General features: G+C 71.0%; 16 protein-coding genes. 10 read left to right on the top strand and 6 right to left on the bottom strand.

Annotated elements, in window-relative coordinates; translation table 11 throughout:
- Positions 1 to 3: 3 nt before the first annotated feature.
- The 3 genes from hemB to hemL are packed head-to-tail and all read left to right on the top strand — an operon-like array spanning position 4 to position 3,462.
- The gene (hemB, locus tag ACFVY3_RS15335; RefSeq protein WP_400160359.1) at positions 4 to 987 is read left to right on the top strand and encodes a porphobilinogen synthase; all 984 of its coding nucleotides are present in this window, start codon (positions 4 to 6) and stop codon (positions 985 to 987) included.
- Entirely contained in the window at positions 984 to 2,117 is a 1,134-nt protein-coding gene (locus ACFVY3_RS15330) for an LLM class flavin-dependent oxidoreductase (protein WP_400160358.1), read from the top strand. Before hemB ends, ACFVY3_RS15330 begins: the two co-directional genes overlap by 4 nt.
- 13 nt (positions 2,118 to 2,130) lie before the next feature.
- Complete coding sequence (gene hemL, locus ACFVY3_RS15325; protein WP_400160357.1) at positions 2,131 to 3,462, top strand: glutamate-1-semialdehyde 2,1-aminomutase; 1,332 nt, start codon at positions 2,131 to 2,133, stop codon at positions 3,460 to 3,462.
- 66 nt (positions 3,463 to 3,528) lie between these two features.
- Here the strand turns inward: hemL and ACFVY3_RS15320 are convergent, their stop codons facing one another.
- From ACFVY3_RS15320 to ACFVY3_RS15305, 4 genes are all read right to left on the bottom strand, one after another.
- Complete coding sequence (locus tag ACFVY3_RS15320) at positions 3,529 to 4,266, bottom strand: amino acid ABC transporter ATP-binding protein (protein ID WP_400160356.1); 738 nt, start codon at positions 4,264 to 4,266, stop codon at positions 3,529 to 3,531.
- Complete coding sequence (locus ACFVY3_RS15315) at positions 4,263 to 5,027, bottom strand: amino acid ABC transporter permease (protein WP_364132960.1); 765 nt, start codon at positions 5,025 to 5,027, stop codon at positions 4,263 to 4,265. The genes ACFVY3_RS15320 and ACFVY3_RS15315 overlap by 4 nt, the downstream gene beginning before the upstream one ends.
- A 32-nt stretch (positions 5,028 to 5,059) precedes the next feature.
- Entirely contained in the window at positions 5,060 to 6,010 is a 951-nt protein-coding gene (locus tag ACFVY3_RS15310) for a substrate-binding periplasmic protein (RefSeq protein ID WP_400160355.1), read from the bottom strand.
- A gap of 381 nt (positions 6,011 to 6,391) precedes the next feature.
- Positions 6,392 to 7,102, bottom strand: a complete 711-nt coding sequence (locus tag ACFVY3_RS15305; RefSeq protein WP_364132957.1) for a 3'-5' exonuclease — start codon at positions 7,100 to 7,102, stop codon at positions 6,392 to 6,394.
- An 85-nt stretch (positions 7,103 to 7,187) separates the two neighbouring features.
- Between ACFVY3_RS15305 and ACFVY3_RS15300 the strand changes: the two genes are divergently transcribed.
- The 3 genes from ACFVY3_RS15300 to ACFVY3_RS15290 all read left to right on the top strand — a co-directional run bounded on the left by ACFVY3_RS15300 (position 7,188) and on the right by ACFVY3_RS15290 (position 14,448).
- On the top strand, positions 7,188 to 7,604 hold the full coding sequence (locus ACFVY3_RS15300; RefSeq protein WP_400160373.1) for an MGMT family protein: 417 nt from the start codon (positions 7,188 to 7,190) through the stop codon (positions 7,602 to 7,604).
- Positions 7,605 to 7,702: 98 nt separating this feature from the next.
- Complete coding sequence (locus tag ACFVY3_RS15295; RefSeq protein WP_400160372.1) at positions 7,703 to 10,972, top strand: ATP-dependent helicase; 3,270 nt, start codon at positions 7,703 to 7,705, stop codon at positions 10,970 to 10,972.
- A complete protein-coding gene (locus ACFVY3_RS15290) occupies positions 10,969 to 14,448 on the top strand; it encodes an ATP-dependent helicase (protein WP_400160354.1) in 3,480 nt (1,159 codons plus the stop codon). The genes ACFVY3_RS15295 and ACFVY3_RS15290 overlap by 4 nt, the downstream gene beginning before the upstream one ends.
- A gap of 6 nt (positions 14,449 to 14,454) precedes the next feature.
- Here the strand turns inward: ACFVY3_RS15290 and ACFVY3_RS15285 are convergent, their stop codons facing one another.
- Positions 14,455 to 15,870 (bottom strand): macrolide 2'-phosphotransferase, encoded by a 1,416-nt coding sequence (locus ACFVY3_RS15285; protein WP_400160353.1) that lies wholly within the window; start codon positions 15,868 to 15,870, stop codon positions 14,455 to 14,457.
- A gap of 166 nt (positions 15,871 to 16,036) precedes the next feature.
- Between ACFVY3_RS15285 and nudC the strand changes: the two genes are divergently transcribed.
- The 3 genes from nudC (at position 16,037) to ACFVY3_RS15270 (ending at position 19,932) form a co-directional block, all read left to right on the top strand.
- Positions 16,037 to 17,119: an NAD(+) diphosphatase gene (gene nudC, locus ACFVY3_RS15280; protein WP_377972077.1), complete on the top strand. Its 1,083-nt coding sequence runs from the start codon at positions 16,037 to 16,039 to the stop codon at positions 17,117 to 17,119.
- 105 nt (positions 17,120 to 17,224) lie between these two features.
- Positions 17,225 to 19,327, top strand: coding sequence for an ATP-dependent DNA helicase UvrD2 (locus ACFVY3_RS15275; RefSeq protein ID WP_290256460.1), 2,103 nt, complete (start codon positions 17,225 to 17,227; stop codon positions 19,325 to 19,327).
- Positions 19,327 to 19,932 (top strand): M48 family metallopeptidase, encoded by a 606-nt coding sequence (locus tag ACFVY3_RS15270; protein ID WP_400160352.1) that lies wholly within the window; start codon positions 19,327 to 19,329, stop codon positions 19,930 to 19,932. The genes ACFVY3_RS15275 and ACFVY3_RS15270 overlap by 1 nt, the downstream gene beginning before the upstream one ends.
- 89 nt (positions 19,933 to 20,021) lie before the next feature.
- On the opposite strand, the gene ACFVY3_RS15265 is transcribed toward ACFVY3_RS15270, so the two are convergent.
- Positions 20,022 to 21,518 carry a zinc-dependent metalloprotease gene (locus ACFVY3_RS15265; protein WP_400160351.1) on the bottom strand — a complete coding sequence of 499 codons (1,497 nt, stop codon included), beginning with the start codon at positions 21,516 to 21,518 and terminating at the stop codon, positions 20,022 to 20,024.
- Positions 21,519 to 21,936: 418 nt separating this feature from the next.
- Here ACFVY3_RS15265 and ACFVY3_RS15260 point away from each other — a divergent pair, with 418 nt between their 5' ends.
- Entirely contained in the window at positions 21,937 to 22,965 is a 1,029-nt protein-coding gene (locus ACFVY3_RS15260; protein WP_400160371.1) for a PDZ domain-containing protein, read from the top strand.
- The last annotated feature ends 17 nt before the right edge of the window (positions 22,966 to 22,982 follow it).

The following is a 22,982-nucleotide window of genomic DNA, read 5'->3' as shown; positions in this document are numbered from 1 at the left end:
GCCATGAGCTTCCCGACCCACCGCCCCCGCCGGCTCCGCACCACCCCCGCGATGCGCCGCCTGACGGCAGAACACCGGCTCAACGCGGCCGAACTGATCCTTCCCGCCTTCATCCGCGAGGGCCTCACCGAGCCCAACCCGATCGCGTCGATGCCCGGGGTGCAGCAGCACACCACCGATTCGCTCAAGCGCGCCGCCGCCGAAGCCGTGGAGCTGGGCGTGGGCGGCATCATGCTCTTCGGTATCCCCGCCGAGCGGGACGCCCGGGGCACCGCCTCCCTGGACCCCGAGGGCGTGCTGAACAAGGCCATCCGCGACGTCCGGGCCGAGGTGGGCGACGAACTGGTGGTGATGAGCGACGTCTGCCTCGACGAATTCACCGACCACGGCCACTGCGGTGTCCTGGACGGCAACGGCTACGTCGACAACGACGCCACCCTGGAGATCTACGGACAGATGGCGGTGGCCCAGGCCGAGGCCGGCGCCCACGTGCTCGGACCCTCCGGCATGATGGACGGCCAGATCGCCGTCATCCGCCAGGCGCTGGAACAGGCCGGCCACGCCAACACCGCCGTCGTGGCCTACGCCGCCAAGTACGCCTCCGCGTTCTACGGCCCGTTCCGCGAGGCCGTGGACTCCCAGCTCACCGGCGACCGCCGCACCTACCAGATGGACGCCGCCAACCGGCGCGAGGCCATCCTGGAGGTGGAACTGGACCTCGAGGAGGGCGCCGACATGGTGATGGTCAAGCCCGCCATGAGCTACCTCGACATCCTCGCCGACGTCGCCGCCATGAGCCCCGTGCCGGTGGCCGCCTACCAGATCTCCGGCGAGTACTCGATGATCGAGGCCGCCGCCGCGAACGGCTGGATCGACCGCCGCGCCGCCATCACCGAGTCCGTGCTCGGCATCAAGCGCGCCGGCGCCAACATGGTCCTGACCTACTGGGCCAACGAGCTCGCCGGCTGGCTGAAGGAGGCCCGGTGAACCACGCCGTGCAGCCGGATCCTGCGTCCGCCGCGAACCCCACCGCGCCGGTAGGCCCGGAGACCATCCTGCTGGGCCTGAACACCTTCGGCGACGTCGGTGTCTTCCCGGACGGCCAGCCGGTCCCGCACGCCCAGGTGCTGCGCCAGCTGCTGGAACAGGCGGAACTCGCCGACGAGGTGGGGCTGCACGCCTTCGGCGTGGGGGAGCACCACCGCCGCGACTTCGCCGTCTCGGCGCCCGAGGTCTTCCTCTCCGCCGCGGCCGCCCGCACCAAGCGGATCCGGCTCGGCTCCGCGGTCACCGTGCTCAGCTCCGATGACCCCATCCGGGTGTTCCAGCGCTTCGCCACCGTGGACGCGATCGCCAACGGCCGTGCCGAGGTCATGCTGGGCCGCGGCTCCTTCATTGAGTCCTTCCCGCTCTTCGGCCTGGACCTGGCCGACTACGAGGTCCTGTTCGAGGAAAAGCTCGAACTCTTCGACACGGTCCGGGCGCAGAAACCCATCAAGTGGGAGGGCCGCACCCGGGCGCCCATCAACGGGCTGAGCGTCTACCCGCCGCTGGAGCACCACCTGCTGCCGGCCTGGATCGGCGTCGGCGGTACCCCCGAGTCCGTCCTCCGCTGCGCCCAGTACGGCTACCCGATCATCTTCGCCATCATCGGCGGGGCGCCCCGGGCCTTCGGGCCGCTGGCGGGGCTGTACCGGGAGGCGATGGAAAAGTACGGCCACCCCCTGCAGCAGGTCGCCACCCACTCGCCCGGTCACATCGCCGCCACCGACGAGGAAGCGCGGGAGGAGTTCTTCCCGCATTGGCTGGCGCAGCGGAACCAGCTGGGTTCCGAACGCGGCTGGGGTCCGGGCAGCCGGGCCGAGTTCGACCAGCTCTGCAGCCCCGAGGGGGCGCTCTATGTCGGCTCACCGGAGACGGTGGCCGCGAAGATCGCCCTGCTCAAGCGGAACCTGGGCGCGGACCGCTTCGACCTCAAATACAGCAACGGCACCCTGCCGCACGCCGCCATGATGCGCTCCATCGAGCTGTTCGGCACCGACGTGGCTCCGCGCGTCGCCGCCCTGCTGGCCGGGGAGACCGAGACGGGCAGCCGGACCTCCGGCTCCCGGAACTGAAAGAATAGGATTCATGACTTCCAGCCACCACCGCAATGAGGAACTGTTCGACCGAGCCCGCGGGCTGATGCCCGGCGGCGTGAACTCCCCGGTCCGGGCCTTCGGCTCGGTGGGCGGCACGCCGCGGTTCATGGTCTCCGCCCAGGGCGCCTACCTGACCGACGCCGACGGCGACCAGTACGTCGACCTGATCTGCTCCTGGGGTCCGGCGCTGCTGGGCCACGCCCACCCTGCCGTGCTCGCCGCCGTCCACGAGGCCGTCGACCAGGGCCTCTCCTTCGGCGCCTCCACCCCGGACGAGGCCAACCTCGCCGCGCTGGTCCGCGAACGCGTCCCCGCCGCGGAACGGGTCCGGATGGTCTCCACCGGCACCGAGGCCACCATGACCGCCATCCGGCTGGCCCGCGGCTACACAGGCCGCAACCTGGTCATCAAGTTCGCCGGCTGCTACCACGGCCACCTCGACGGCCTGCTCGCCGCCGCCGGCTCCGGCCTGGCCACCCTCGCCCTGCCGGGCTCCGCCGGCGTCACCGCCGCCACGGCCGCGGAAACCCTCGTGCTGCCCTACAACGACCTCGACGCCGTCGAGGCCGCCTTCGCAGCGCACGGGCCCAACATCGCCGCCGTCATCACCGAGGCCGCACCCGCGAACATGGGCGTGGTGACCCCGGGGGAGGGCTTCAACGCGGGCCTGTCCCGGATCACCAGGGAGCACGGCGCGCTGCTGATCCTGGACGAGGTCCTCACCGGCTTCCGCACCGGCTACGCCGGCTACTGGGGCCTCACCGGTGGCGCGGCCGACGCTGCCGAACCGTGGGCCCCGGACCTGCTGACCTTCGGGAAAGTCATTGGAGGCGGGATGCCGACGGCGGCCCTGGGCGGCCGCGCCGACGTGATGGACTACCTCGCACCCGTGGGCCCGGTCTACCAGGCCGGCACGCTCTCCGGTAACCCGGTGGCCATGGCCGCCGGCGTCGCGACCCTCACGCACGCAACCGCGGAGGTCTACGACTTCGTCGACGCCCGCTCCCTGGAACTCTCCGGCGCCCTGTCGGAGGCGCTGGACGCCGCCGGCGTCGACCACTCCATCCAGCGGGCGGGGAACCTGTTCTCCGTGGCCTTCGGGACCTCCGCCCGGGGCGTCCACAACTACGACGACGCCCAGGGCCAGGAGGTCTTCCGGTACGCGCCGTTCTTCCACTCCATGCTGGACTCCGGGGTGTACCTGCCGCCATCCGTCTTCGAGGCATGGTTCCTCTCCGCCGCGCACGACGACGCCGCCATGAACCGGATCTTCGACGCGCTCCCGGCCGCCGCGAAGGCCGCCGCGGCCGCCACCGCCTGACCGGCGCTGAAACGACTGAAGGCACCCGCCGCGGCGGGTGCCTTCAGTCGCTTAAGGAGGTGCTGCCTAGAGGACGTCCGCAAGGAAGCCGCGGAGCCGTTCGGTCCGCGGGTCGGTGAAGACCTGCTCCGGGGCGCCGGACTCCACCACCTTGCCGGCGTCCATGAAGGTCACGGTGTCCGAGACGTTGCGGGAGAAGCCCATCTCGTGGGTCACCACCACCATCGTCATGCCGCCCTTGGCCAGGTCGGCCATGAGTGCCAGGACGCCCTTGACCAGCTCCGGGTCCAGCGCCGAGGTGGCCTCGTCGAAGAACATCACCTCGGGCTTCATGGCCAGCGCCCGGGCGATCGCCACGCGCTGCTGCTGGCCGCCGGAGAGGTTCGCAGGCCGGGAATCGGCCTTATGCTTCAGGCCCACCAGGTCCAGCTGTGCCAGGGCCTCCTCGCGGGCCTGGTCCTTGGACATGCCGCGGAGCTTGCGCAGGGCCAGGGAGACGTTCTCCTCGACGGTCTTGTGCGGGAAGAGGTTGAACTGCTGGAAGACCATGCCGATGCGGCGGCGCAGCTCATCCGGGTTGTCCTTGAGCACGGACCGGCCGTCGAGCAGGATGTCGCCCTGGTCCGGTTCGATCAGCCGGTTCATCACCCGCAACAGCGTCGACTTGCCGGAGCCGGAAGGGCCGATCACGGAGGCCGTGGTGCCCTTCTCGACGTGCAGGTCGATGCCGCGCAGGACGTGGTTCGACCCAAAGGACAGGTGGATGTTCTTAGCCGTCAGTGATCCGGACGCGAATTCGCTCATGCCTGGGCTCCCTTTCCGACGACGGCGGCAGCCTCGTCCGGTTGCTTCTTTTCCGGCCGGCCGGAGCGCAGCCGGGAATCAATAAAGTTCACCAGGTGAGTGAGTGGAATGGTCATGGCGAGGTAGAAAATAGCCGCTGCCACGTACGGGGATAGGTTCCCGCTGCGTGCGGCGGCGTCCTGGCCGATCTGGAACAATTCCCGTTCCGTTGCCAGCAAGCCCAAGGTGAATACCAACGAGGAATCTTTGATCAGAGCGATGAACTGGTTCATCAGGGCAGGAAGTACCCGGCGGATACCTTGCGGCACCACGACTAGGCGCATGGACGGGCCATAACCGAACCCCAAGGCCCGTGACGCCTCAAGCTGACCCTTGTCTACGCTCTGAATGCCGGAGCGGAAGATTTCGCCCGTGTACGCGGCGGCCATGAGCGACAGAGCCGCAACGCCCATGGGGTAGGGGCTGTTGCTACCCGATATCTCGCGGAAAATCGGTCCGAATCCAAGTCCGATGACCAGGATGGTGAGGACGGCCGGGAGTCCACGAAAAACGTCCGTGTACACCCGGGCCGCCCACCGTGCCACGGGATTACGGGATATTCCCATGAGAGCCAGAATCAGACCGAGGAACGCACCGATAAGTCCAGAGGTGATCGCAAGGACCAAGGTGTTGGGCAGGCCAACGGTGAACATGCTTGGCAAGACCTCAGCGATCTTCCCCCAGTCAAAGAAGGTCTCTCCGAGTCGTGTCAGGTAATCCATATGGCGTCGCTATCTCTCCTGGTAGCCGGTGACTATTTCGCGGGGACCTTGACGGCCTTGCTGCCCGGCTTCCACCCCTCGGGGGTCTGCTCGGCGGACGTCGGGCGGTCCGTGTACCACTGGGCGGTCAGCTTGGACCAGGTTCCGTCGGCAACCACGGCGTCGAGGGCAGAGTTAAGCGCGTCGAGCAGGGCAGGGTTGTCCTTGGCTACGGCGTAGGCGGTGAAGTTCTGCGTGTTGAGCTTCTTCTCGGCAATCTTGGTACCGTCGCCGGGCTTGACCTGGCCGGTGGCCTGCTGGGACGGAGCCACCCAGGCGTCAACCTGCCCACTCTTGAGGCTGGCGAACACGGTGTTGTAGTCGGGGAAGGAAACAGGCTCAAGCTTGAGGGTGTTCTTGACGTAGTCCTCCTGCACACTGCCGCTGACGACGCCGATGCGGAGGCTGCCCTTCAGGTCGGCGAATTTCTGGACCTTGGCGTCCTCTTTAGTCACAAGAGCCATGTAGCCGAAGTCATAACCGTTAGTGAACGCAACCGTTTCGCGGCGCGCGTCCGTGGTGGAAATCGAGGACGAGCCGACGTCGAACTGCTTGTTCTTCACCTGGCTGAGAAGCGCCTGGAACTTTGTGGAGGCGAACTCGATCTTGAGCCCCAGCTTGTCGGCCATGGCCCGCAGCAGCTCGTTGTCGTAGCCGGTGAACTTGCCGGAGGGATCGATGAAGATGTTCGGCGGGGCGTCGGAGAGGGTGCCCACGCGCAGGGTGCCCTCGCTGATCAGGCCGAGCTTGGACTTGTCGATCTTGTCCAGGGCCGGGACATCCTTGGTGGTGTACTTGTCCAGGGAGGTCTGGTCGCTGCCCTGGAGGGCATCAGTCGGGGAGCCCGAGCTCTGGGCGGACCCGCCGCCGCACGCGGCGAGGGAGACCGACAGGGCCACGACCACCGGAAGGGCGGTGAGCCACTTCAAGGCTTTGCTTTTCATCACGCAATCACTTTCGTCTGAAGTCCTGGGGCGGCGGCGGGACAGCAGGTCCGGCCGCCGGAGGGCATGCCGCACCAGGGCGGCACCGCAAAAGATAATTGTGTCACCGGGGCATTGGGCCGGATCAAATCGAATTTCCGGGCGCCCTGGGGTGGGATAAGCGAATAACGCGAGTGTCATGTGGGCTGTGCGGCTTGAGAGCGGCGGCCACCGTCCAATGCACAGAATCCCGTCCGGCGTGGCGGGCGCGTCCCGGCTGTGTGGAAGCTGTGTGTGGTCCGTCTCATTCTGCCGATGGGACGCCGAAAAGCAGGGTTCCGGCCGATCTTCGGGGCGGACATGTCGATTTATGACGCCGCAGCTCGGGCGACGGGGTAGCGGCTAGAAACTGCCGCGGCTTGCGTCCTCGGGCGGCAGGACGGGCCAGTCACCCTCGATCACCGCGGCCGGCTTGGTTTTCCGAAGGTAGCTCTGGAAGTCCGCTGCCTGGGCGGTGGCCCATTCCACCTGCAGCTGGTGCAGGTGGGCCGCCGGCATCCGAAGCTTCGGGAACTTTCCGGCCATCGCGTCCAGGACCCGCAGGGTGGCGAGCGCGTCGGCGGCAGAGGTGTGGGCGTTGTCCAGGTCCACGCCGTATTCCTCGCAGAGGGCCGTTAGCGTGCGCTTGCCCTTGCGGTAGCGGTCCACCTGCTTGTTCATGATGTACGGGTCCAGGACCGGGTAACGGTGCAGCTGGGGCACCCCGTAGCGCGCGGATTCCGCCGCGAGGACCGTGAAGTCGTAGCTGGCGTTGAAGGCGATGACTGGAACCCCGGCGTCGAACAGTTCCTGCAGCACCCCGGCGAGTTCCCGGACCACCTCAGCGGCGGGGCGGCCCTCGCTGCGGGCCCGCTCCGTGGTGACGCCGTGGATGTCGCTGGCCTCGGTGGGGATCTCGACGCCGGGATCGGCGAGCCACTCGTGCTCCTTGATGACGGCGCCGTCCCCGTCCACCAGGGTCACCGACGCCGTCACGATCCGCGCCGCGCGGGAATTCCGGCCGGTGGTTTCAAGGTCGAATGCTGCGCGGGGGAGGGTGTGCCAAGTGCTCATGCAATTACGCTACCTGCTGCCACGGACAGTCCTGGGCAGCGACCTGCGGCCGGGGCGCGGAGGCGGCGACGGTACCCTTGATGGCATGCGGATGGAGTACGTGGAGGCGGTGCTGGAGCTCGGTGCGATGGTGCCGGCCGGGACCGCCCTCGCCTACGGCGACGTGTCGGAGTTGCTGGGTTCCGGCGGCCCCCGGCAGGTCGGCGCGGTGCTCAGCCACCACGGCAGCTCGATCCCCTGGTGGCGCATCATCCGGGCCAGCGGTGAGGCGCCGCCCGCCCATGAGCGGGACGCGCTCGCCCACTACCTGGCCGAGGGGACACCCCTGCGCGGTGATTTCCTGGACTTCCAGCGCAGCGGCGAGGGCCGGTGGCGGGTGGACCTTGCGGCTGCCCGATGGGCGCCGACCGACGAGGAATTTGCCGCGATCGACGCCGTGGCGGAGCGGCTGGAGCCCGCCAGCCGGAAACTGTCGGTGCCCGATGATGAAATGTTTGTGTGAGTAGCCCCAGCCACCGCCCCGCCGGCATCAGCCTTACCGATTCTTGCACCACCGTGCCCAACCAGGCCGTGCAAGAAACAGCTGTCCCCGGCACCCCCATGCCCGGGCTTACGCTGCTGCCGCCGCGGACCCGGCACGCGCAGGCCCCGGAGCTGTCCGCGGACCAGCGCGCCGCCGTCGAACCCGCGCGCGGAAGCGGGCCGGTCCTGGTGCCCGGCGCGCCCGGCACGGGGAAGTCCACGGTTCTGGTGGAGGCCGCGGTGCACCGTGCCCGGCGGGACGGCCTGGATCCCGAACGGATGCTCATCCTGGCCCCGGGGCGGCTGGCCGCGGACGCGTTGCGGGACCGTTTCACCGCGCGGCTGGACCGTAGCCTGAGTACGACGCCGGCACGCACCTGGGCGTCCTACGCCTTCGACCTGATCCGGCGGGCCAAAGCCGAGGGGGTGCTGCCCCTGCCGCGGGCGCCGAAGCTGCTCTCCGGCCCCGAACAGGACCTGATCATCAAGGAACTCCTCGAGGGCCACGCGCGTCCGGGCTTCGAGCTGCCCTGGCCGGAGGACCTCGGCGCCGCCCTGCCCACCCGCGGCTTCCGGCAGGAGGTGCGGCAGCTCTTCGACCGGATCATCGAATCCGGGCGCACCGCCGAGGACCTCGCCGCCCTGGGCCGCCGTTGCGGCAGGCCGGACTGGGAGGCCGCCGCGGCGCTCTACGCCGAGTACCGCGACGTACTGGACCTGCGGATGCCGGAATCCTTTGACCCAGCCGGCATCATCACCGCCGCCCGCCAGATCTTCCAGGACGCGCCCGACTTCCTGTCCGCCGAACGGGACCGGCTGCAATTGATCCTCGTGGACGACATCCAGGAGGCGAACCCGGCAGTCTTCGAGCTGCTGGCCGACATCGCCTCCGGCAAGGACGCCCTGGTGACCTACTGCCCGGACACCGTCGTGCAGGGCTTCCGCGGTGCGCGGCCGGACCTGGTGGCGGAGCTGCCCCGGCTGCTCGCCCCGGGCGGCGTCGTGCTGGAACGGCCGCTCTGGACGGCGCACCGTCAGGCCCCCGCCGTCGGGCAGGCTTGGCAGGCCGTCGCCGAACGGATCTCGCTCCGCTCCGGCGGCGCCACCGCGCGGCGGCTGGACTACCCGGCACCCGCGGCACCGGACCACGCCGCCCCAAACCCAGCCGCCCCAAACCCGCCAGTGTCCGGCACCGTAGAGGGGCACCTGCTGCCCTCACCGGTCCACGAACTGCGTTATGTGGCCCAGCGGATCCTCGAGGCTCAGCTGAACGAGGGCCGCGCCCTGGGCGACATCGCCGTGATCGTCCGCAACGGCGGCCAGCTCAGCCAGCTGCAACGGCACCTGGCCGGGCAGGGCATTCCCGTGCGGATTCCCGTGGCCGAGGCCGCCGTCCGGGACGAGGTTGCGGTGCGGCCGCTGCTGGACGCCTACGCCGTCGCCCTGGACCCCGAGGCCCTGACCGCCGAAGCTGCCGTGTCGCTGCTGACCTCCCGCATCGGCGGGGCCAGCTCCATCGAGCTGCGGCGGCTGCGCCAGACGCTGCGGCAGGACGAACTGCTCGGCGGCGGCGGGCGCGCCAGCGATGCCCTGCTGGTCGAGGCGCTGCTGGAACCAGGAGCGCTTGCCGCGACCGGCCTGGAGGGACGCTCGGCGCGGCGGATCGCCCGGATGATCCACGCCGGACGCGAGGCCGCCGCCGCGCCGGGCGCCAACGCCGAGACCGTGCTGTGGGCGCTGTGGAACGCCACCGGCCTGGCGAAGCGCTGGACCGAGGCCGCCCTGGCCGGCGGTGCCGCCGGGGCCCGGGCGGACCGGGACCTGGACGCCATGATGGCCCTCTTTCACACCGCCGAACGCTACGTGGACCAGCTGCCCGGGTCCGGACCGGAACAGTTCCTCGAGTACCTGCTCAGCCAGGAACTGCCGATGGACACGCTGGCCGCCCGCGCCCAGCTGGAGGACGCGGTGGAGCTGATGACCCCAGCCAGCGCCGCCGGGCGGGAATGGCCCGTCGTCATCGTGCCCGGACTGCAGGAAGGCGTCTGGCCCAACACGCGGCTGCGCGGCGAGCTGCTGGGCAGCACGCTGTTCGCGGACGCGGTGGAGCACGGAGTGGACTACGCCCTGCGGCTCGATCCGCTCAGCCGGCTTCGGGACATCCGCTACGACGAACTGCGTAGCTTCTCCACCGCTGTCTCCCGCGCACGCGAGGTGCTGATCTGTACCGCCGTGTCTTCCGAGGACGAGCAGCCCTCGTCCTTCCTCGACTACGCAGCGCCGCTGGCCCCGGGCCAGGACCGGCGGGGCTACACCCCGGTGGAACGGCCGCTGACGCTGCGGGCCCTGGTCGCGGAACTGCGCCAGCACGCCCAGGCCGGGACCGCCGAGGGCGAGGAGGCCGCAGCCATCCTGGGGTCGCTCGCCGCCGCCGAACCACCCGTGCCCGGCGCCCATCCGGACCAGTGGTGGGGCCTGGCTCCGCTGTCCACGGCGGAGCCGGTGGTGCCGCCCGGCGGCACGGTCTTCGTCTCACCCTCCAAGGTCGAGACGGTGCAGAAGTCGCCGCTGGACTGGTTCGTCCAGGCCGCCGGCGGGGAGGCCGCCACCGATTTCGCCCGCAGCCTCGGCACCCTCGTCCACGCCATCGCGCAGGACCTTCCCGAGGCCTCCGGCGGCGAATACGTGGCCGAGCTGGTCAAACGCTGGCCCACCCTGGGCATGAAGGACAACTGGGAGGGCAAACTGGACTTCCAGCGGGCCGAGGGCATGGTGCGCAAGCTCGCCCAGTACGTCCTGGTCATGCGCAGCGAGGGCCGCAGCCTGCTCGGGGTGGAGCAGGATTTCGAGGTCAAGCTGGCCGACGTCGTCCCCGCCGGAGCGGCAGACGACGGGGACGGCTGGCCCGCGCGCGCTGCGGTGCTCCGCGGCCAGGTGGACCGGCTGGAGATCGACGGCGAGGGCCGGCTGGTGATCGTGGACCTGAAGACCGGCAAACGTCAGCCCGGCAAGGCCGAGCTGGAACGCCACCCGCAGCTCGGCGCCTACCAGGCGGCCGTCCTCGCCGGCGGTTTCGCCGGCCCCGACGACGGGCCGCCGCCCCGGCCCGGCGGCGCCGTCCTCGCCCAGCTGGGGACCACCACCAAGAGCCCTGGCGTGCAGCACCAGCCGCCGCTGGACCCGGACGCCAACTGGGCCCTGGACCTGGTGAACGACTCCGCCCGGGTCATGTCCGGCAGCACGTTCGAGGCCCGTCACGACCCGGCCAAGGGCGGCCACGGCGGCCACGGGTGCCGCCTGCCCGAGGTCTGCCCGCTCTGCGCCCGAGGAAAGCAGGTCACCGAATGAGCCTCCCGGATCCACGGTTCAGCCCCGAGGAGCTCTCGGCCATGCTCGGGGAAAAGAACCGCCCCACGGCGGAGCAGTCCCTGATCATCTCCTCGCCGCTGGCACCCCGGCTGGTCATCGCCGGCGCCGGCTCCGGGAAGACCGCCACCATGGCGGACCGGGTGGTCTGGCTGGTGGCCAACGGCTGGGTCAGCCCCGAAGAAGTCCTCGGCGTGACCTTCACCCGCAAGGCTGCCGGCGAATTGGCCACCCGGATCCGGGCGAAGCTCACCGCCCTGGCCCGGATCGCCGCCGAGGACCGGGACCACTCGGTGTTCCCCGCCGGGCTGCTCAGCACCGAGGCGCTGGAGCCGAAAGTCTCCACCTACCACTCCTACGCCAGCGGGATCGTCTCCGACTACGGCCTCCGGCTCGGCGTCGAACGCGACGTGGTGCTCCTGGGCGCCGCGCAGTCCTTCCAGCTCGCCAGCGAGGTGGTCGAAGCCTACGACGGCGACTACGAGCACTTCCGCGCCGCCAAGTCCACTTTGGTCAAGGCCGTCATCCAGCTCGCGGGGGAGTGCGCCGAACACCTGCAAGAGCCGGCCGGGGTCCGTGCCTGGCTGCTGGACCGGGTCCAGGAGTTCGAGTCCCTGCCGTACCTGGCCACCGCCAGGAAGAACCCCACCCAGGCCGCTGCCGAGCTCAGCGCCCTGTTCCGGACCCGCGCCAGCGTGGCGGACATGGTGGGCCGGTATGCGGAGGCCAAGCGGGCCCGCGGCGCCCTCGACTTCGGCGACCTCGTGGCCCTGGCCGCCCGGGTTGCCAGCGAGATCCCGCTGGCCGCGCAGACCGAACGCCAGCGCTACAAGGTGGTGCTACTCGACGAATTCCAGGACACCTCGCACGCCCAGCTGGTGCTGTTCTCCCGGCTCTTCGGCGGCGGCCACGCCGTCACCGCGGTGGGGGACCCCAACCAGTCCATCTACGGCTTCCGCGGCGCCTCCGCGGGGCAGCTCTTCCACTTCGTGCGGGAGTTCCCGGTACTGGTCGGTGAGGCCGGCTCCGGTGCCGGCGGCGACGTCGGCGACGGGGGCACGGACCGCCGCTTCGCCGTGGCGCCGACGTCGTACCTGACCACGGCCTGGCGCAACGGCCGCACCATCCTCGACGCCGCCAACGTGATCTCGGCACCCCTCAGCCGCGCCGCCGGGGAAGCCGGTCCCGCCGGCGCCCGGGACACCGCCCCCGCCGTCGAGGTTCCGCCGCTGCAACCCAGCCCCGCCGCGGTGGAGGGCCGCGTGGTGATGGGCCGGTTCGGCACCGATGAGGAGGAAGCGGCCGCCATCGCCGGCGACGTCCTGACCTACCGCCGGACCGACTTCAGCGGCAGCGCCGGCACAGGGGACTTTGAACCGCCCGCGATGGCCGTGCTCTGCCGGCGCCGCGCCCAGATGGAGTGCATCCGCAAGGAATTCGAGCTCCGCGGCATCCCGTACGAGATCGTCGGCCTCGGCGGTCTGCTGGACACCCCGGAAATCGTCGACCTCGTCGCCACCCTCCGCGTCCTGGCGGATCCGGGCCGGTCGGACTCGCTGATGCGCCTGCTCGCCGGGGCCCGCTGGCGGATCGGACCCGCGGACCTGATGGCCTTCCGCGACTGGTCCAGCTTCCTGGCCCGGCGGCGCGGGGCGCCCGGGGCCGGCGCCGACGAGGACCTCGACGACGCCGACACGGCCGTCATCGAAACGGACCTGACCGACGGTGCCAGCCTGGTCGAGGCGCTGGACTGGCTGCCCCGGCCCGGCTGGACCTCGGCCCACGGACGGCAGCTGGGGACCGAGGCCCTCGGCCGGCTGCAGCGGCTCTCGGCCGAACTCCGGCAGCTGCGCAGCTTCATGGGCGACGACCTGACCACCCTGCTGGGCGAGGTGGAACGGTCCATGCTGCTCGACATCGAGGTGGCCGCCCGGCCCGGGATCAGCATCCACCAGGCCCGCCGCAACCTGGACGCCTTCCAGGACGCGGCCGCCGGGTTCCTGCACACCTCCCAGCGCGTGGACGTCCTGGCCTTCCTGGCCTGGCTCGAGGCGGCCGCAGCCGAGGAGAACGGCCTCGACGCCGCGGCCCCCGAGGCCAACCACGAGGCCGTCCAACTGCTCACGGTGCACGCCTCCAAGGGTCTGGAGTGGGACGTGGTGTTCGTCCCCGGCCTGAACGCCGGCGCCTTCCCGAGCAGCCGCGACTCCCGCTGGAGCAGCGGCTCCGCGGCCCTGCCCTGGCCCCTGCGCGGCGACCGCGCGGACCTGCCGCAGTGGGACCTCGAGCACCCGGACCAGAAGGGCTGGCTCGACGCCGAAAAGGACTTCAAGGCCGACGTCCAGGCCCACGGCGAGGCCGAAGAGCGGCGCCTGGCCTACGTGGCCTACACCCGGGCCAAGCACGTGCTCTGGGTCTCCAGCGCCGCGTGGGTGGGCTCCCGGGCCGGCATCGCCGACATGTCCCCGTTCCTGGCGGAACTGGAGGCCCTGGTGGGCCGGGGGAGTGCCGCGGTCCACCCGCTCTCGGTCACGGAGGACGCACTGCCGGAGGAAAGCCCGCTGACCTCGGAACTCGAGCTGGCCGGGTGGCCCTACGACCCGCTGGAGGGCCCGGTCAACCCCCGCACCGGGGCACGGCTGCGCCTGCGGCCGGGTCGCCGCGCGGCCATGGACTCCGCGGCTGTCCTGGTCCTGGACCACCTGCAGCGGTCCGGGGCCGGGCACCTGCCCGCGCCCGCCCCGCCGGGACAGCCGCTGCGCGGGCCCGCCGGCGGCTGGGCCCAGGAGGCTGCCACCCTGCTGGACCGCCGCAACCGGCGCACCACCGTCCACGAGGTGCACCTGCCCGGGCACATCTCCGCTTCCACCCTGGTGGACCTGGACGAAGATCCCGGCGCCGTGGTGGCCCGGCTCCGGCGGCCCGTGCCGCGCGAGCCCGGGATATCCGCCCGCAAGGGCACGGCATTCCACTCCTGGGTGGAGGAGTACTTCGGCACGGCGGGGATGCTGGATTTGGGGGAGGCCCCCGGCTCGGACGGGCACATCGACGAGGCCTACGGCCTGGAGGCCATGGTCGAGACCTTCCGGCGGTCCGAATGGGCGGACCGGGCTCCGGTGCATGTGGAGGTTCCGGTGGAGACCAGGATCGGCGATGTGGTGGTGCGCGGCCGCATCGACGCCGTCTTCCGCGACGCCGACGGCGGCTGGGACCTGGTGGACTGGAAGACCGGCCGCCGGCCTTCGGCGCGGCAGCTCACGACGAAGGCGGTCCAGCTGGCCGTGTACCGGCTCGCCTGGTCACGGCTGAAGGGCGTGCCCCTCGAGGACGTCCGGGCGGCGTTCTACTACGTTGCCGACGACGCCGTGGTGCGCCCGCACGACCTGGGCAGCGCGGCGGACCTCGAACGGATTGTCGCCGTTGCGCTCGGCAGGCCGGTGGCCAGCCCCGGCAGGTAGGACGGGCTAGTGGCGGTGGAGCGGCACGACGGTCAGCGCCGTTGTGGACGTGTCCTCGCCGCTGGCCGGAGCAGGAGTGCTGGCACCGGCAGGGCTGTCGGAGTCCGTTGCGCTGCGGTCCGCGGCGGAGCGGTCCTCCGCGGTGGGGCGGTAAGGTGCGACGTCGGCGTCGTCAGCCTGGGTGGCTCCGCGGCCGGCGTCATCGCCGTCGTCCCCGCCCTTCGCATGCCGGGAGCCCGCGTCCCGGGAAACACCGTGCGACGACTCCTCGCCACCCAAGGACTGCTCGTCCTCCTCGGGGGTGTCGGGGATCGGGGTCACGTGCACGGCGGGAGCCGCGGCGAGCGGGGCGGGCTGCCCCGCGGCGGCCTCCGGCGCGGCCATCCCGGGCATCTCCGACGCGGCCGTCTCGGGCGTCTCCGACGCGGGCTCGATCGGCTGCACCGTGACCGCCGGTGACTGTGCGGGCGCCGGAGCGGGCAGCGGTTCGACGCTGATCGGCTGGCCGCCGTGGGCCGCGACGTCGTCGGCCAGCAACGCCAGCATCGACTCGCCCTCCTCGACCATCGCGGTGTCCCCGGCAGCCAAACCACGGACCAGGTACTGGGCCAGCGCGAACTCCGCGGACAGGGCCGCCCGGCGCAACAGGTGCGCATCGGGGGTGTCCCGTCGGGCGGAGGAGTACGCGGCCAGGACGCTGTCCACAAAGTCCTGGTCGTTGGAGGCGACCAGCCAGGCCATGTCGTCGGCGGGGTCGCCGATCCGCAGGTCGGTCCAGCCGGTCACAGCGGTGACCCTCTCGCCGTCGACCATGATGTTGTCCTCGTGCAGGTCGCCGTGCACGACGCTGGGATTGAAGCGCCACAGGGTGACGTCCTCCAGCGCGTGTTCCCAGCGGCGCAGGAGCAGCGGCGGGATCTTCCCGGTCGTGGCGGCCTGGTCCAGCTCATTGAGGCGGCGCTGGCGGAACTCGTTTGGGGTGTAGGTGGGCAGGTCGGCGTTGCTCACCAGCGAATGCGGAAGATCGTGGATCGCGGCGAGGGCGGCACCCACCTCCCGGGCCAGCGCGGGCGTCCCGGCGCCCAGCTCCTCCACGGAGCGGGTGCGTCCCGCGAGGTGGGCGTACACAAACGTGCTCAACTCGCCCTGCCGCACGGTTCCGGCCACGGTGGGCATCAGGAACGGAAGTTCGGCACGGATCCCGGGGGTGAAGGCCCGCAGCACCAGGAACTCAGTCTCCAGCCGTGCGCTGGCCTCCGCATGCCGCGGCGACCGGACGCGCCAGCGCTTCCCCTCGGAATCCAGCAGCAGGGCGGAGTCGAAGTCAGCCGCATCGTCGGGCGCGGAGCACACGGCCGTAGGGGTCAGTCCGGGGACCGCTGCCGTCGCTACCGCTGCCAGTTCGATTGGGTTTCTTCTCACGTTCCCACGGTAGATTGACCGGCGCCCAACACGGCGAGGCAGGGCGGCGAGTCTGAAAGTTAGGCCCGAAAACGCCCCCCGGACCCGGCAGACACGGGCCTCGCTGGGCCGCCGTCGGCCTTCCTGGCAAATGTCAATTGTCAGCGGGGGTGGGTACGGTGGAGATATGAGTCTTCCGGAGCCGTCCGCGTCCACCACCACGACGCCCGCCGCGTCCCGGCAGGGCGGGACCGGACAGCCGGCCAACCACCTGAGGGAGACCGTCCTTCCGGTCCGGCCCGCCCTCATCGACCGGCGCTCCGCCGCACGCATGCGGCCCGGGATGCTCGACGAACTCCTGGACGCCGACGGCGTGCAGGCCATGGTGCTCTCCCGCCGCCAGGCGCTGGTGGGCGGGGACGGTTTGGTGTTCCTCGACGCCAAGGCGCTCGCGGGCCGACTCAAGGGCACCGATTTCGAACCCCTCCACGTCGTCTACCTCGGGGCTTCCCTCGACGCGGACAGCGGGAACCCCGCTCCGGCGTCCCGGCCCGGCACCGAGTTCGTGCTGTTCATCCTGCCGGAGCAGTTCGAGGTCCGCGCGGAGCCGTTCGAGCAGCATGTCGACGGGATCCCCGCCGGGGCGCAATGGGCCGGATTCCGCGAGGTGGCGGGACGCCTCGACGCCCCGGACACCGCCCTGTTCATCGAAGCCAGCGCCATCGCCAACTGGCACGCCACCCACACCCACTGCCCGCGCTGCGGGACCGCCACCACCATCGAGGCCGGCGGCTGGGTGCGGCGGTGCCCGGCGGACAACTCCGAGCACTATCCCCGCACCGATCCCGCGATCATCGTCACGGTGGTCGGCCCGGACGGACGGCTCCTGCTCGGCGGCGGCGGACCGCTGGATGCGAAGAACTACTCCACGCTGGCAGGCTTCGTCGAACCGGGCGAATCACTCGAACAAGCCGTCGTCCGCGAGATCGGCGAGGAGGTCGGCGTTCGGGTGACCGCCTCCCAGTACCTGGGATCGCAGTCCTGGCCGTTCCCTGCATCGCTGATGCTCGGCTTCACCGCCACCACCGGGGACACGGAGGCCCGGCCCGACGGCGTCGAGGTCACCCGCGCCCGCTGGTTCAGCCGGGAGGAACTGCAGGCCGCGGTCTCCAGCGGAGAGATCACCATCTCCAGCCGGCTCTCCATTGCCCGGGCCCTGATTGAACACTGGTACGGCGGCGTCATCCAGGACGCCCCCGGCACCCCCTGACACTCCGATATTTGAGCAGCAGACGTGAACACAGATCTTTTCTCCGCCGGATCATTTCCCGGCACCCCGCCCGCCGAAGGGCTTCCCGCCGCGGATGAGCGTTCCCTGGAGGAACGCATCCTCGGCGGACTCGACGCCGAACAGCGCGAGGTGGCCAGCAACCTGACCGGGCCCATGTGCGTCCTCGCCGGCGCCGGCACCGGCAAGACCCGCGCCATCACACACCGCATCGCCTACGGCGTGCACTCCGGCGTCTACAGCCCGCAGCGGCTGCTGGCCGTCACGTTCACCGCCCGGGCCGCGGCGGAAATGCGCAGCCGGCTCCGTGACCTCGGCGTGGGCAACGTCCAGGCCCGCACCTTCCACGCCGCCGCCCTCCGCCAGCTGCAATTCTTCTGGCCCCAGGCGATCGGCGGTGCCCTGCCGAACCTGCTGGACCACAAGGCCCAGATGATCGCCGAGGCCGCCCGCCGGCTACGGCTCAGCACAGACCGGGCCTCCATCCGCGACCTCGCCTCCGAGATCGAATGGGCCAAGGTCTCCATGCTCACCCCGGCCAACTACCTGGAGAAGGCCCAGGGCCGCGGCACCCCCGGCGGCTTCGACCTGACCGCCGTCGCCCGCGTCTTCCAGTCCTACGAGGACGTCAAGACGGACCGCAACGTCATTGACTTCGAGGACGTCCTGCTGATCACCGTCGGCATCCTGCAGGAGGACCCGAAGGTCGCCGCCACCGTCCGGGAACAGTACCGGCACTTCGTGGTGGACGAATACCAGGACGTCTCGCCGCTGCAGCAGCGGCTCCTTGAACTCTGGCTGGGCGGCCGCGACGACCTCTGCGTCGTGGGCGACGCGAGCCAGACCATCTACTCGTTCACCGGTGCGTCCCCCAAGCACCTTCTGGGCTTCAAGGCCCAGTACCCGGACGCCACCGTGGTGAAACTGGTCCGCGACTACCGGTCCACCCCGCAGGTGGTCCGGCTCGCCAACGACCTGCTCGCCGGCCGGCGCAGCGGCGGCCCCGTCGCGGACGCGGCCTGGGCGACGCCGCTGCAGCTCGTCGCGCAGCGCCCCGCCGGTCCCGTGCCGCACTTCACCGAATGCTCCGACGACGAGGCGGAGGCCGCCACGGCCGCCCAGAACATCAAGGCACTGCTGGAGGCGGGCACGCCGGCCAGCCAGATCGCCGTGCTCTTCCGCACCAACGGACAGTCGGAGGCGTACGAGCAGGCCCTCGCCTCGGCCGGGATCGGCTACCAGCTCCGCGGCGGGGAACGGTTCTTCGCCCGGAAGGAGGTCCGGGACGCCATCCTGCAGTTGCGGGCCGCCACCCGGGCCATCGACGGCGCGGACGGCCCGGAACCGCTGGGCCAGCTGGTCCGGGACATCGTGTCCTCGCTCGGCTACACCGAGGAGGCTCCGCACAACGGCGGCGCCCTGCGGGAACGCTGGGAATCCCTGGCCGCCCTGGTGGCGCTGGCGGACGAGCTCGTCGCGGCCCGGGGGCCGCAGTTCGGCCTCGCCGAGTTCGTCAACGAACTCCAGGAACGCTCCCTCGCCCAGCACGCCCCGACGGTCCAGGGCGTCACCTTGGCCTCGCTGCACGCGGCCAAGGGCCTGGAATGGGAGGCGGTGTTCCTGGTGGGCCTGAGCGAGGGCCTGATGCCCATCTCCTTCGCCGACACCCCGGAAGCCGTCGACGAGGAACGCCGGCTCCTCTACGTCGGCATCACCCGGGCCAAGGAACACCTGTACCTGTCCTGGTCCACCGCGAGGACCCCGGGCGGCCGGGCGAACCGCAAGCCCTCCCGCTTCCTGGACGGGCTGAGGCCGGATTCCGTCGCCTCCTCCAGCGCCCGCGGCAAGGGCCCGGCCCCACGCCGCAAGGCCGCCGCGCCGGCGTCGTGCCGGGTGTGCGGCAGCATGCTCAGCAGCGGCGCCGAACGCAAGGTGGGCCGGTGCAACCAGTGCCCGCCCAGCTACGAGGAACAGACTTTTGACGCGCTGCGCCAGTGGCGGAAGGCCACCGCGCTGGAATCGGACGTCCCGGCATTCGTGGTCTTCACCGACGCCACCCTGACGGCCATCGCCGAGGCCCGCCCGGCGACCCTCCAGGAGCTCGCCACGCTGCCCGGCGTCGGCGCGTCCAAGCTGGAGAAGTACGGCGAGGCGGTCCTGGCCATCCTCGCGGAAAGCACCACCGCCTGATGCCGGGCAGGGCTGCGGGAACGCCGACGACGACGGCGGACGGCGCGCCGGTAGAGGTGCGCCGCTCGGCCCGGCGCCGACGCACGGTGGCGGCCTTCTGGGAAAACGGCACCGCCGTCGTGGCCATCCCCGCGCACTTCAGCGGCGCCCAGGAACGCGAATGGGTGGAGCGGATGCTGGCCAAGCTCCGCGCCCAGGGAAGCCGGGGGCAGAAGGGGAACGGCCGGCGCCGGCCGGGCAGCGACGCGGCCCTGGCATCCCGGGCGGCGGAGCTCTCCGCCACCTACCTGGGCGGCCGGGCCGAGCCCGGGTCGGTCCGCTGGGTGACGAACCAGAACTCCCGCTGGGGCTCGGCGACGCCGTCGGAGGGCACCATCCGGCTCTCGCACAAGCTGCAGCAGATGCCGCAGTGGGTCATCGACTACGTGCTGCTGCACGAACTCGCGCACCTGCTGGTGGCTGCGCACAACGCCGCATTCTGGCGGCTGCTGGCGGCCTACCCCGAGACGGAGCGGGCCAAGGCCTTCCTCGAGGGCGTCTCCTTCGCCACCGCCCGCGGGCTCCCCGCCCACGAGGACGACGTCGAGGAAGCCCCGGCCGGCTAAGCCGCGACGCCGGCCCCCAGTGGCTGGACCGCGGGGGAGCCCGGGCCGGTCAGGCCCGGACGCCGCCCGGCGGACTAAGCTTTGGCGGACTAGGCCTTGGGGGAGTCCCCGTTGGCGTCGCCGGCGTCGCCCTTGGTGTCGCCGTCGCCCTTGTCGCTCGGGCCGTCGCTCCCGCCGTCGCCGTCGCCCTTGTCGCTCGGGCCGTCGCTCCCGCCGTCGCCGGTGCCGGGCTCGGGGGCCTCGTCGAAGCCGCCGCTGAGCAGCTTCTGCAGCGCGTCGTCGACCTCGGTGTCCGAGGCCTCCGCCAGCTTGCGGCGTTCGCTGAAGCCCTTCGGGTCATCGAGGTCCTCGGCGGTGGGCAGCAGGTCCGGGTGCTGCCAGATGGCGTCCCGGCCCTCCACGCCGCGTTCCTCCTTCAACTGGGCCCACAGCGTCGCGGCCTCGCGCAGCCGGCGCGGCCGCAACTCCAGGCCCACCAGGGACGAGAAGGCGTGTTCGGCCGGTCCGCCGGTGGCACGGCGGCGGCGGACCGTCTCGCGCAGGGCCGCCGCAGGAGGCAGCAGCTTCTCGGTGGCGGCGGCGGTCAGCTCGTCCACCCACCCCTCCACCAGGGCGAGCGCGGTCTCGAGCTTCTCCAGTGCCTGGTCCTGGGCGGGGGTGCGCTGCGGCATGAAGACACCCTGGGAGAGGGCCTCCTGGATGCCTTCGGGGTTGCTGGGGTCCAGCTCCCGGGCGAGGTCCTCAATCTTGGAGGTGTCGATGTGGATGCCCCGGGCGTAGGCCTCGATGGCGCCCAGCAGGTGCCCGCGCAGCCAAGGGACCTGGACGAACAGCCGGGCGTGGGCGGCCTCGCGGACGGCCAGGAAGAGCCGGATGTCGTTCTCGGGAAGGCTGAGGCCCTCACCGAACTTGGCCACGTTGGCGGGGAGGAGCGCCATCTCCAGGTCGGCCAGCGGAACGCCGATGTCGGTGGAGCTGACCACCTCGGCGGAGAGTGCACCGATCGCCTGGCCCAGCTGCATGCCGAAGATCGCGCCGCCCATGTTCTGCAGCATCGAGGAGGCGCCGCCCATCATGGACTTCATTTCCTCGGGCATCTGTTCGGTCATCGCGGTGGAGAGTGCGTTGGCGATGCTGTTGGCCACCGGCTCGGTCAGCCGCTTCCAGGTGCCCAGGGTCTCCTCGACCCACTCGGCCCGGGACCAGGCACGGCCGATCAGCCCTGTGGAGGGCAACTCCGTGACCTGGTCCAGCCACAGCTCGGCCAGCCGGAGCGCCTCGTCCACCTCGCGGGACTGGGCGGCGGTGACGGAGGGGTCGGACCCGCTGGCAGCGACCCGGCGGGCGTTCTCGTGCGCCAGCTGCCAGTTGACGGGCCCGTCGGAGGAGGCGCTCATCATGGCCTGGACCTGCGAAAACATCTGCGCCAGCAGGTTGGGGTCATCGGGCAGGCCCGCGGCCTTGGCCAGTTCGGCCGGATCGATGTTCCCCATGCCCTTGCCGCCCATCAGGTTCTGCAGCATTTCCGCCAGCGGATCCTTGGGCTCGTCGTCCCCGTTGGACGGTTGGTGTGGGTTAGAGGTCATGATCCCGCCGATCGTCGGTGTGACTGGTACTCAACTTCACGCTACCCCTCCCGCTCAGCGGCTGTCTTGCAGAAACCGGCGCCGTTCGCTGTCGGCAAAGCACTGCGGCACCCCGCGAGCGCGTAGTGTGGGGCTCTGGAATATTTGCATGGCTGACGCGCCGTTTCCGGGCGCCGGCCCAGCGTCCGGACCACCCCCGGCAGGGGTGCCGGCCGCCGGCACGAGAGGTCCTTCAGTGACGTTTACCCAGGACGGGCAGCCCGGTAACGGCCCCTTGGCCGACAGCACCGCCAACAGCACGGTCGACAGCCCCGCTACCGACGGCGACGGCGCCGACCACGCGGGCCTCTGGCCGCGCCGCGGAGCGCGCTCCGGCCGGCAGGGCGGCGCCGGGGGAGGAGGGCGCCGACCCTCGGCCATGGTGGTCTCCGGCCTGCTCTCGATCGGACTCGGCGTCGCAGCCCTCAGCCTGCCCGTTCCCTATGTGATCGAATCCCCGGGCCCCACCTTCAACACCCTGGGCACGGACAACGGCAAGCCGGTCATCACCGTCACCGGGCACGAGTCCTACCCGGCCAAGGGCAACCTGGACCTCACCACGGTGTACGTCGACGGCGGCCCCAACGGACCCGTGAGCGTCTTCGAGGCCCTCACCGCCTGGCTGAACCCCGCCAAGGCCGTCTACCCGCAGGAACTGATCTTCCCCAGCGGCGTCACCAAGGAACAGTCGCAGCAGGAAAGCGCCGTGGCCATGACCACCTCCCAGGAGAACGCCGTCGCGGCCGCCCTGAAGGAACTCGGCATCCCGTTCGGGCAGAAGCTCCAAGTGGCCAGCATCCCCGACGACTCCGCGTCCAAGGGCAAGATCCAGGAGGGCGACCTGCTGGTCTCCATCGGCGGCAAGCCGATCTCCGCGCTGAGCGTCATCCAGTCCGAGCTAGCCGCCGGTAACGGCAAACCGGTCCCCGTGGTGGTGGACCGCGGCGGCAGCCAGCAGACGCTTACCATCACGCCGGCCAAGTCCGAGAACGGCCGCTACCTCCTCGGCGTGGTGCTGCAGTACAAGTTCACCTTCCCCTTCGACGTAAAAATCTCCCTGGACAAGGTGGGTGGCCCGAGCGCCGGCATGATGTTCGCCCTCGGGATCGTGGACACGGTGACCCCGGGCGACCTCACCGGCGGCAAGCACATCGCGGGCACCGGAACCATCACCCCCGACGGCGCCGTCGGGCCGATCGGCGGCATCGACCAGAAGATGGTCGGCGCCCGCTCCGGCGGGGCCACCCTGTTCCTCGCGCCGGCGGCCAACTGCGACGAAGTCGTCGGCCACATCCCGGCCGGCCTGCAGGTGGTGAAGGTCGAGACCCTGACCGACGCACGGCACGCCGTTGAGCTCTCAGCGTCAGGCGGCGACACGGCCGAGCTGCCCGCTTGCACCAGGAACTAGACTGACCCCGGAACTAA

Source organism: Arthrobacter sp. BPSS-3 (assembly GCF_044628475.1).
Taxonomy (GTDB): domain Bacteria; phylum Actinomycetota; class Actinomycetes; order Actinomycetales; family Micrococcaceae; genus Arthrobacter.
This window is presented reverse-complemented; position numbering and strand designations above follow the sequence as displayed.

Excerpts from the sequence above, each read along its gene's own strand:
- hemB (WP_400160359.1), top strand. The coding sequence starts at position 4 with ATGAGCTTCCCGACCCACCGCCCCCGCCGGCTCCGCACCACCCCCGCG.
- hemL (WP_400160357.1), top strand. The coding sequence starts at position 2,131 with ATGACTTCCAGCCACCACCGCAATGAGGAACTGTTCGACCGAGCCCGC.
- ACFVY3_RS15320 (WP_400160356.1), bottom strand. The coding sequence starts at position 4,266 with ATGAGCGAATTCGCGTCCGGATCACTGACGGCTAAGAACATCCACCTG.
- ACFVY3_RS15315 (WP_364132960.1), bottom strand. The coding sequence starts at position 5,027 with ATGGATTACCTGACACGACTCGGAGAGACCTTCTTTGACTGGGGGAAG.
- ACFVY3_RS15310 (WP_400160355.1), bottom strand. The coding sequence starts at position 6,010 with ATGAAAAGCAAAGCCTTGAAGTGGCTCACCGCCCTTCCGGTGGTCGTG.
- ACFVY3_RS15305 (WP_364132957.1), bottom strand. The coding sequence starts at position 7,102 with ATGAGCACTTGGCACACCCTCCCCCGCGCAGCATTCGACCTTGAAACC.
- ACFVY3_RS15300 (WP_400160373.1), top strand. The coding sequence starts at position 7,188 with ATGCGGATGGAGTACGTGGAGGCGGTGCTGGAGCTCGGTGCGATGGTG.
- ACFVY3_RS15295 (WP_400160372.1), top strand. The coding sequence starts at position 7,703 with ATGCCCGGGCTTACGCTGCTGCCGCCGCGGACCCGGCACGCGCAGGCC.
- ACFVY3_RS15290 (WP_400160354.1), top strand. The coding sequence starts at position 10,969 with ATGAGCCTCCCGGATCCACGGTTCAGCCCCGAGGAGCTCTCGGCCATG.
- nudC (WP_377972077.1), top strand. The coding sequence starts at position 16,037 with ATGAGTCTTCCGGAGCCGTCCGCGTCCACCACCACGACGCCCGCCGCG.
- ACFVY3_RS15270 (WP_400160352.1), top strand. The coding sequence starts at position 19,327 with ATGCCGGGCAGGGCTGCGGGAACGCCGACGACGACGGCGGACGGCGCG.
- ACFVY3_RS15265 (WP_400160351.1), bottom strand. The coding sequence starts at position 21,518 with ATGACCTCTAACCCACACCAACCGTCCAACGGGGACGACGAGCCCAAG.
- ACFVY3_RS15260 (WP_400160371.1), top strand. The coding sequence starts at position 21,937 with ATGGTGGTCTCCGGCCTGCTCTCGATCGGACTCGGCGTCGCAGCCCTC.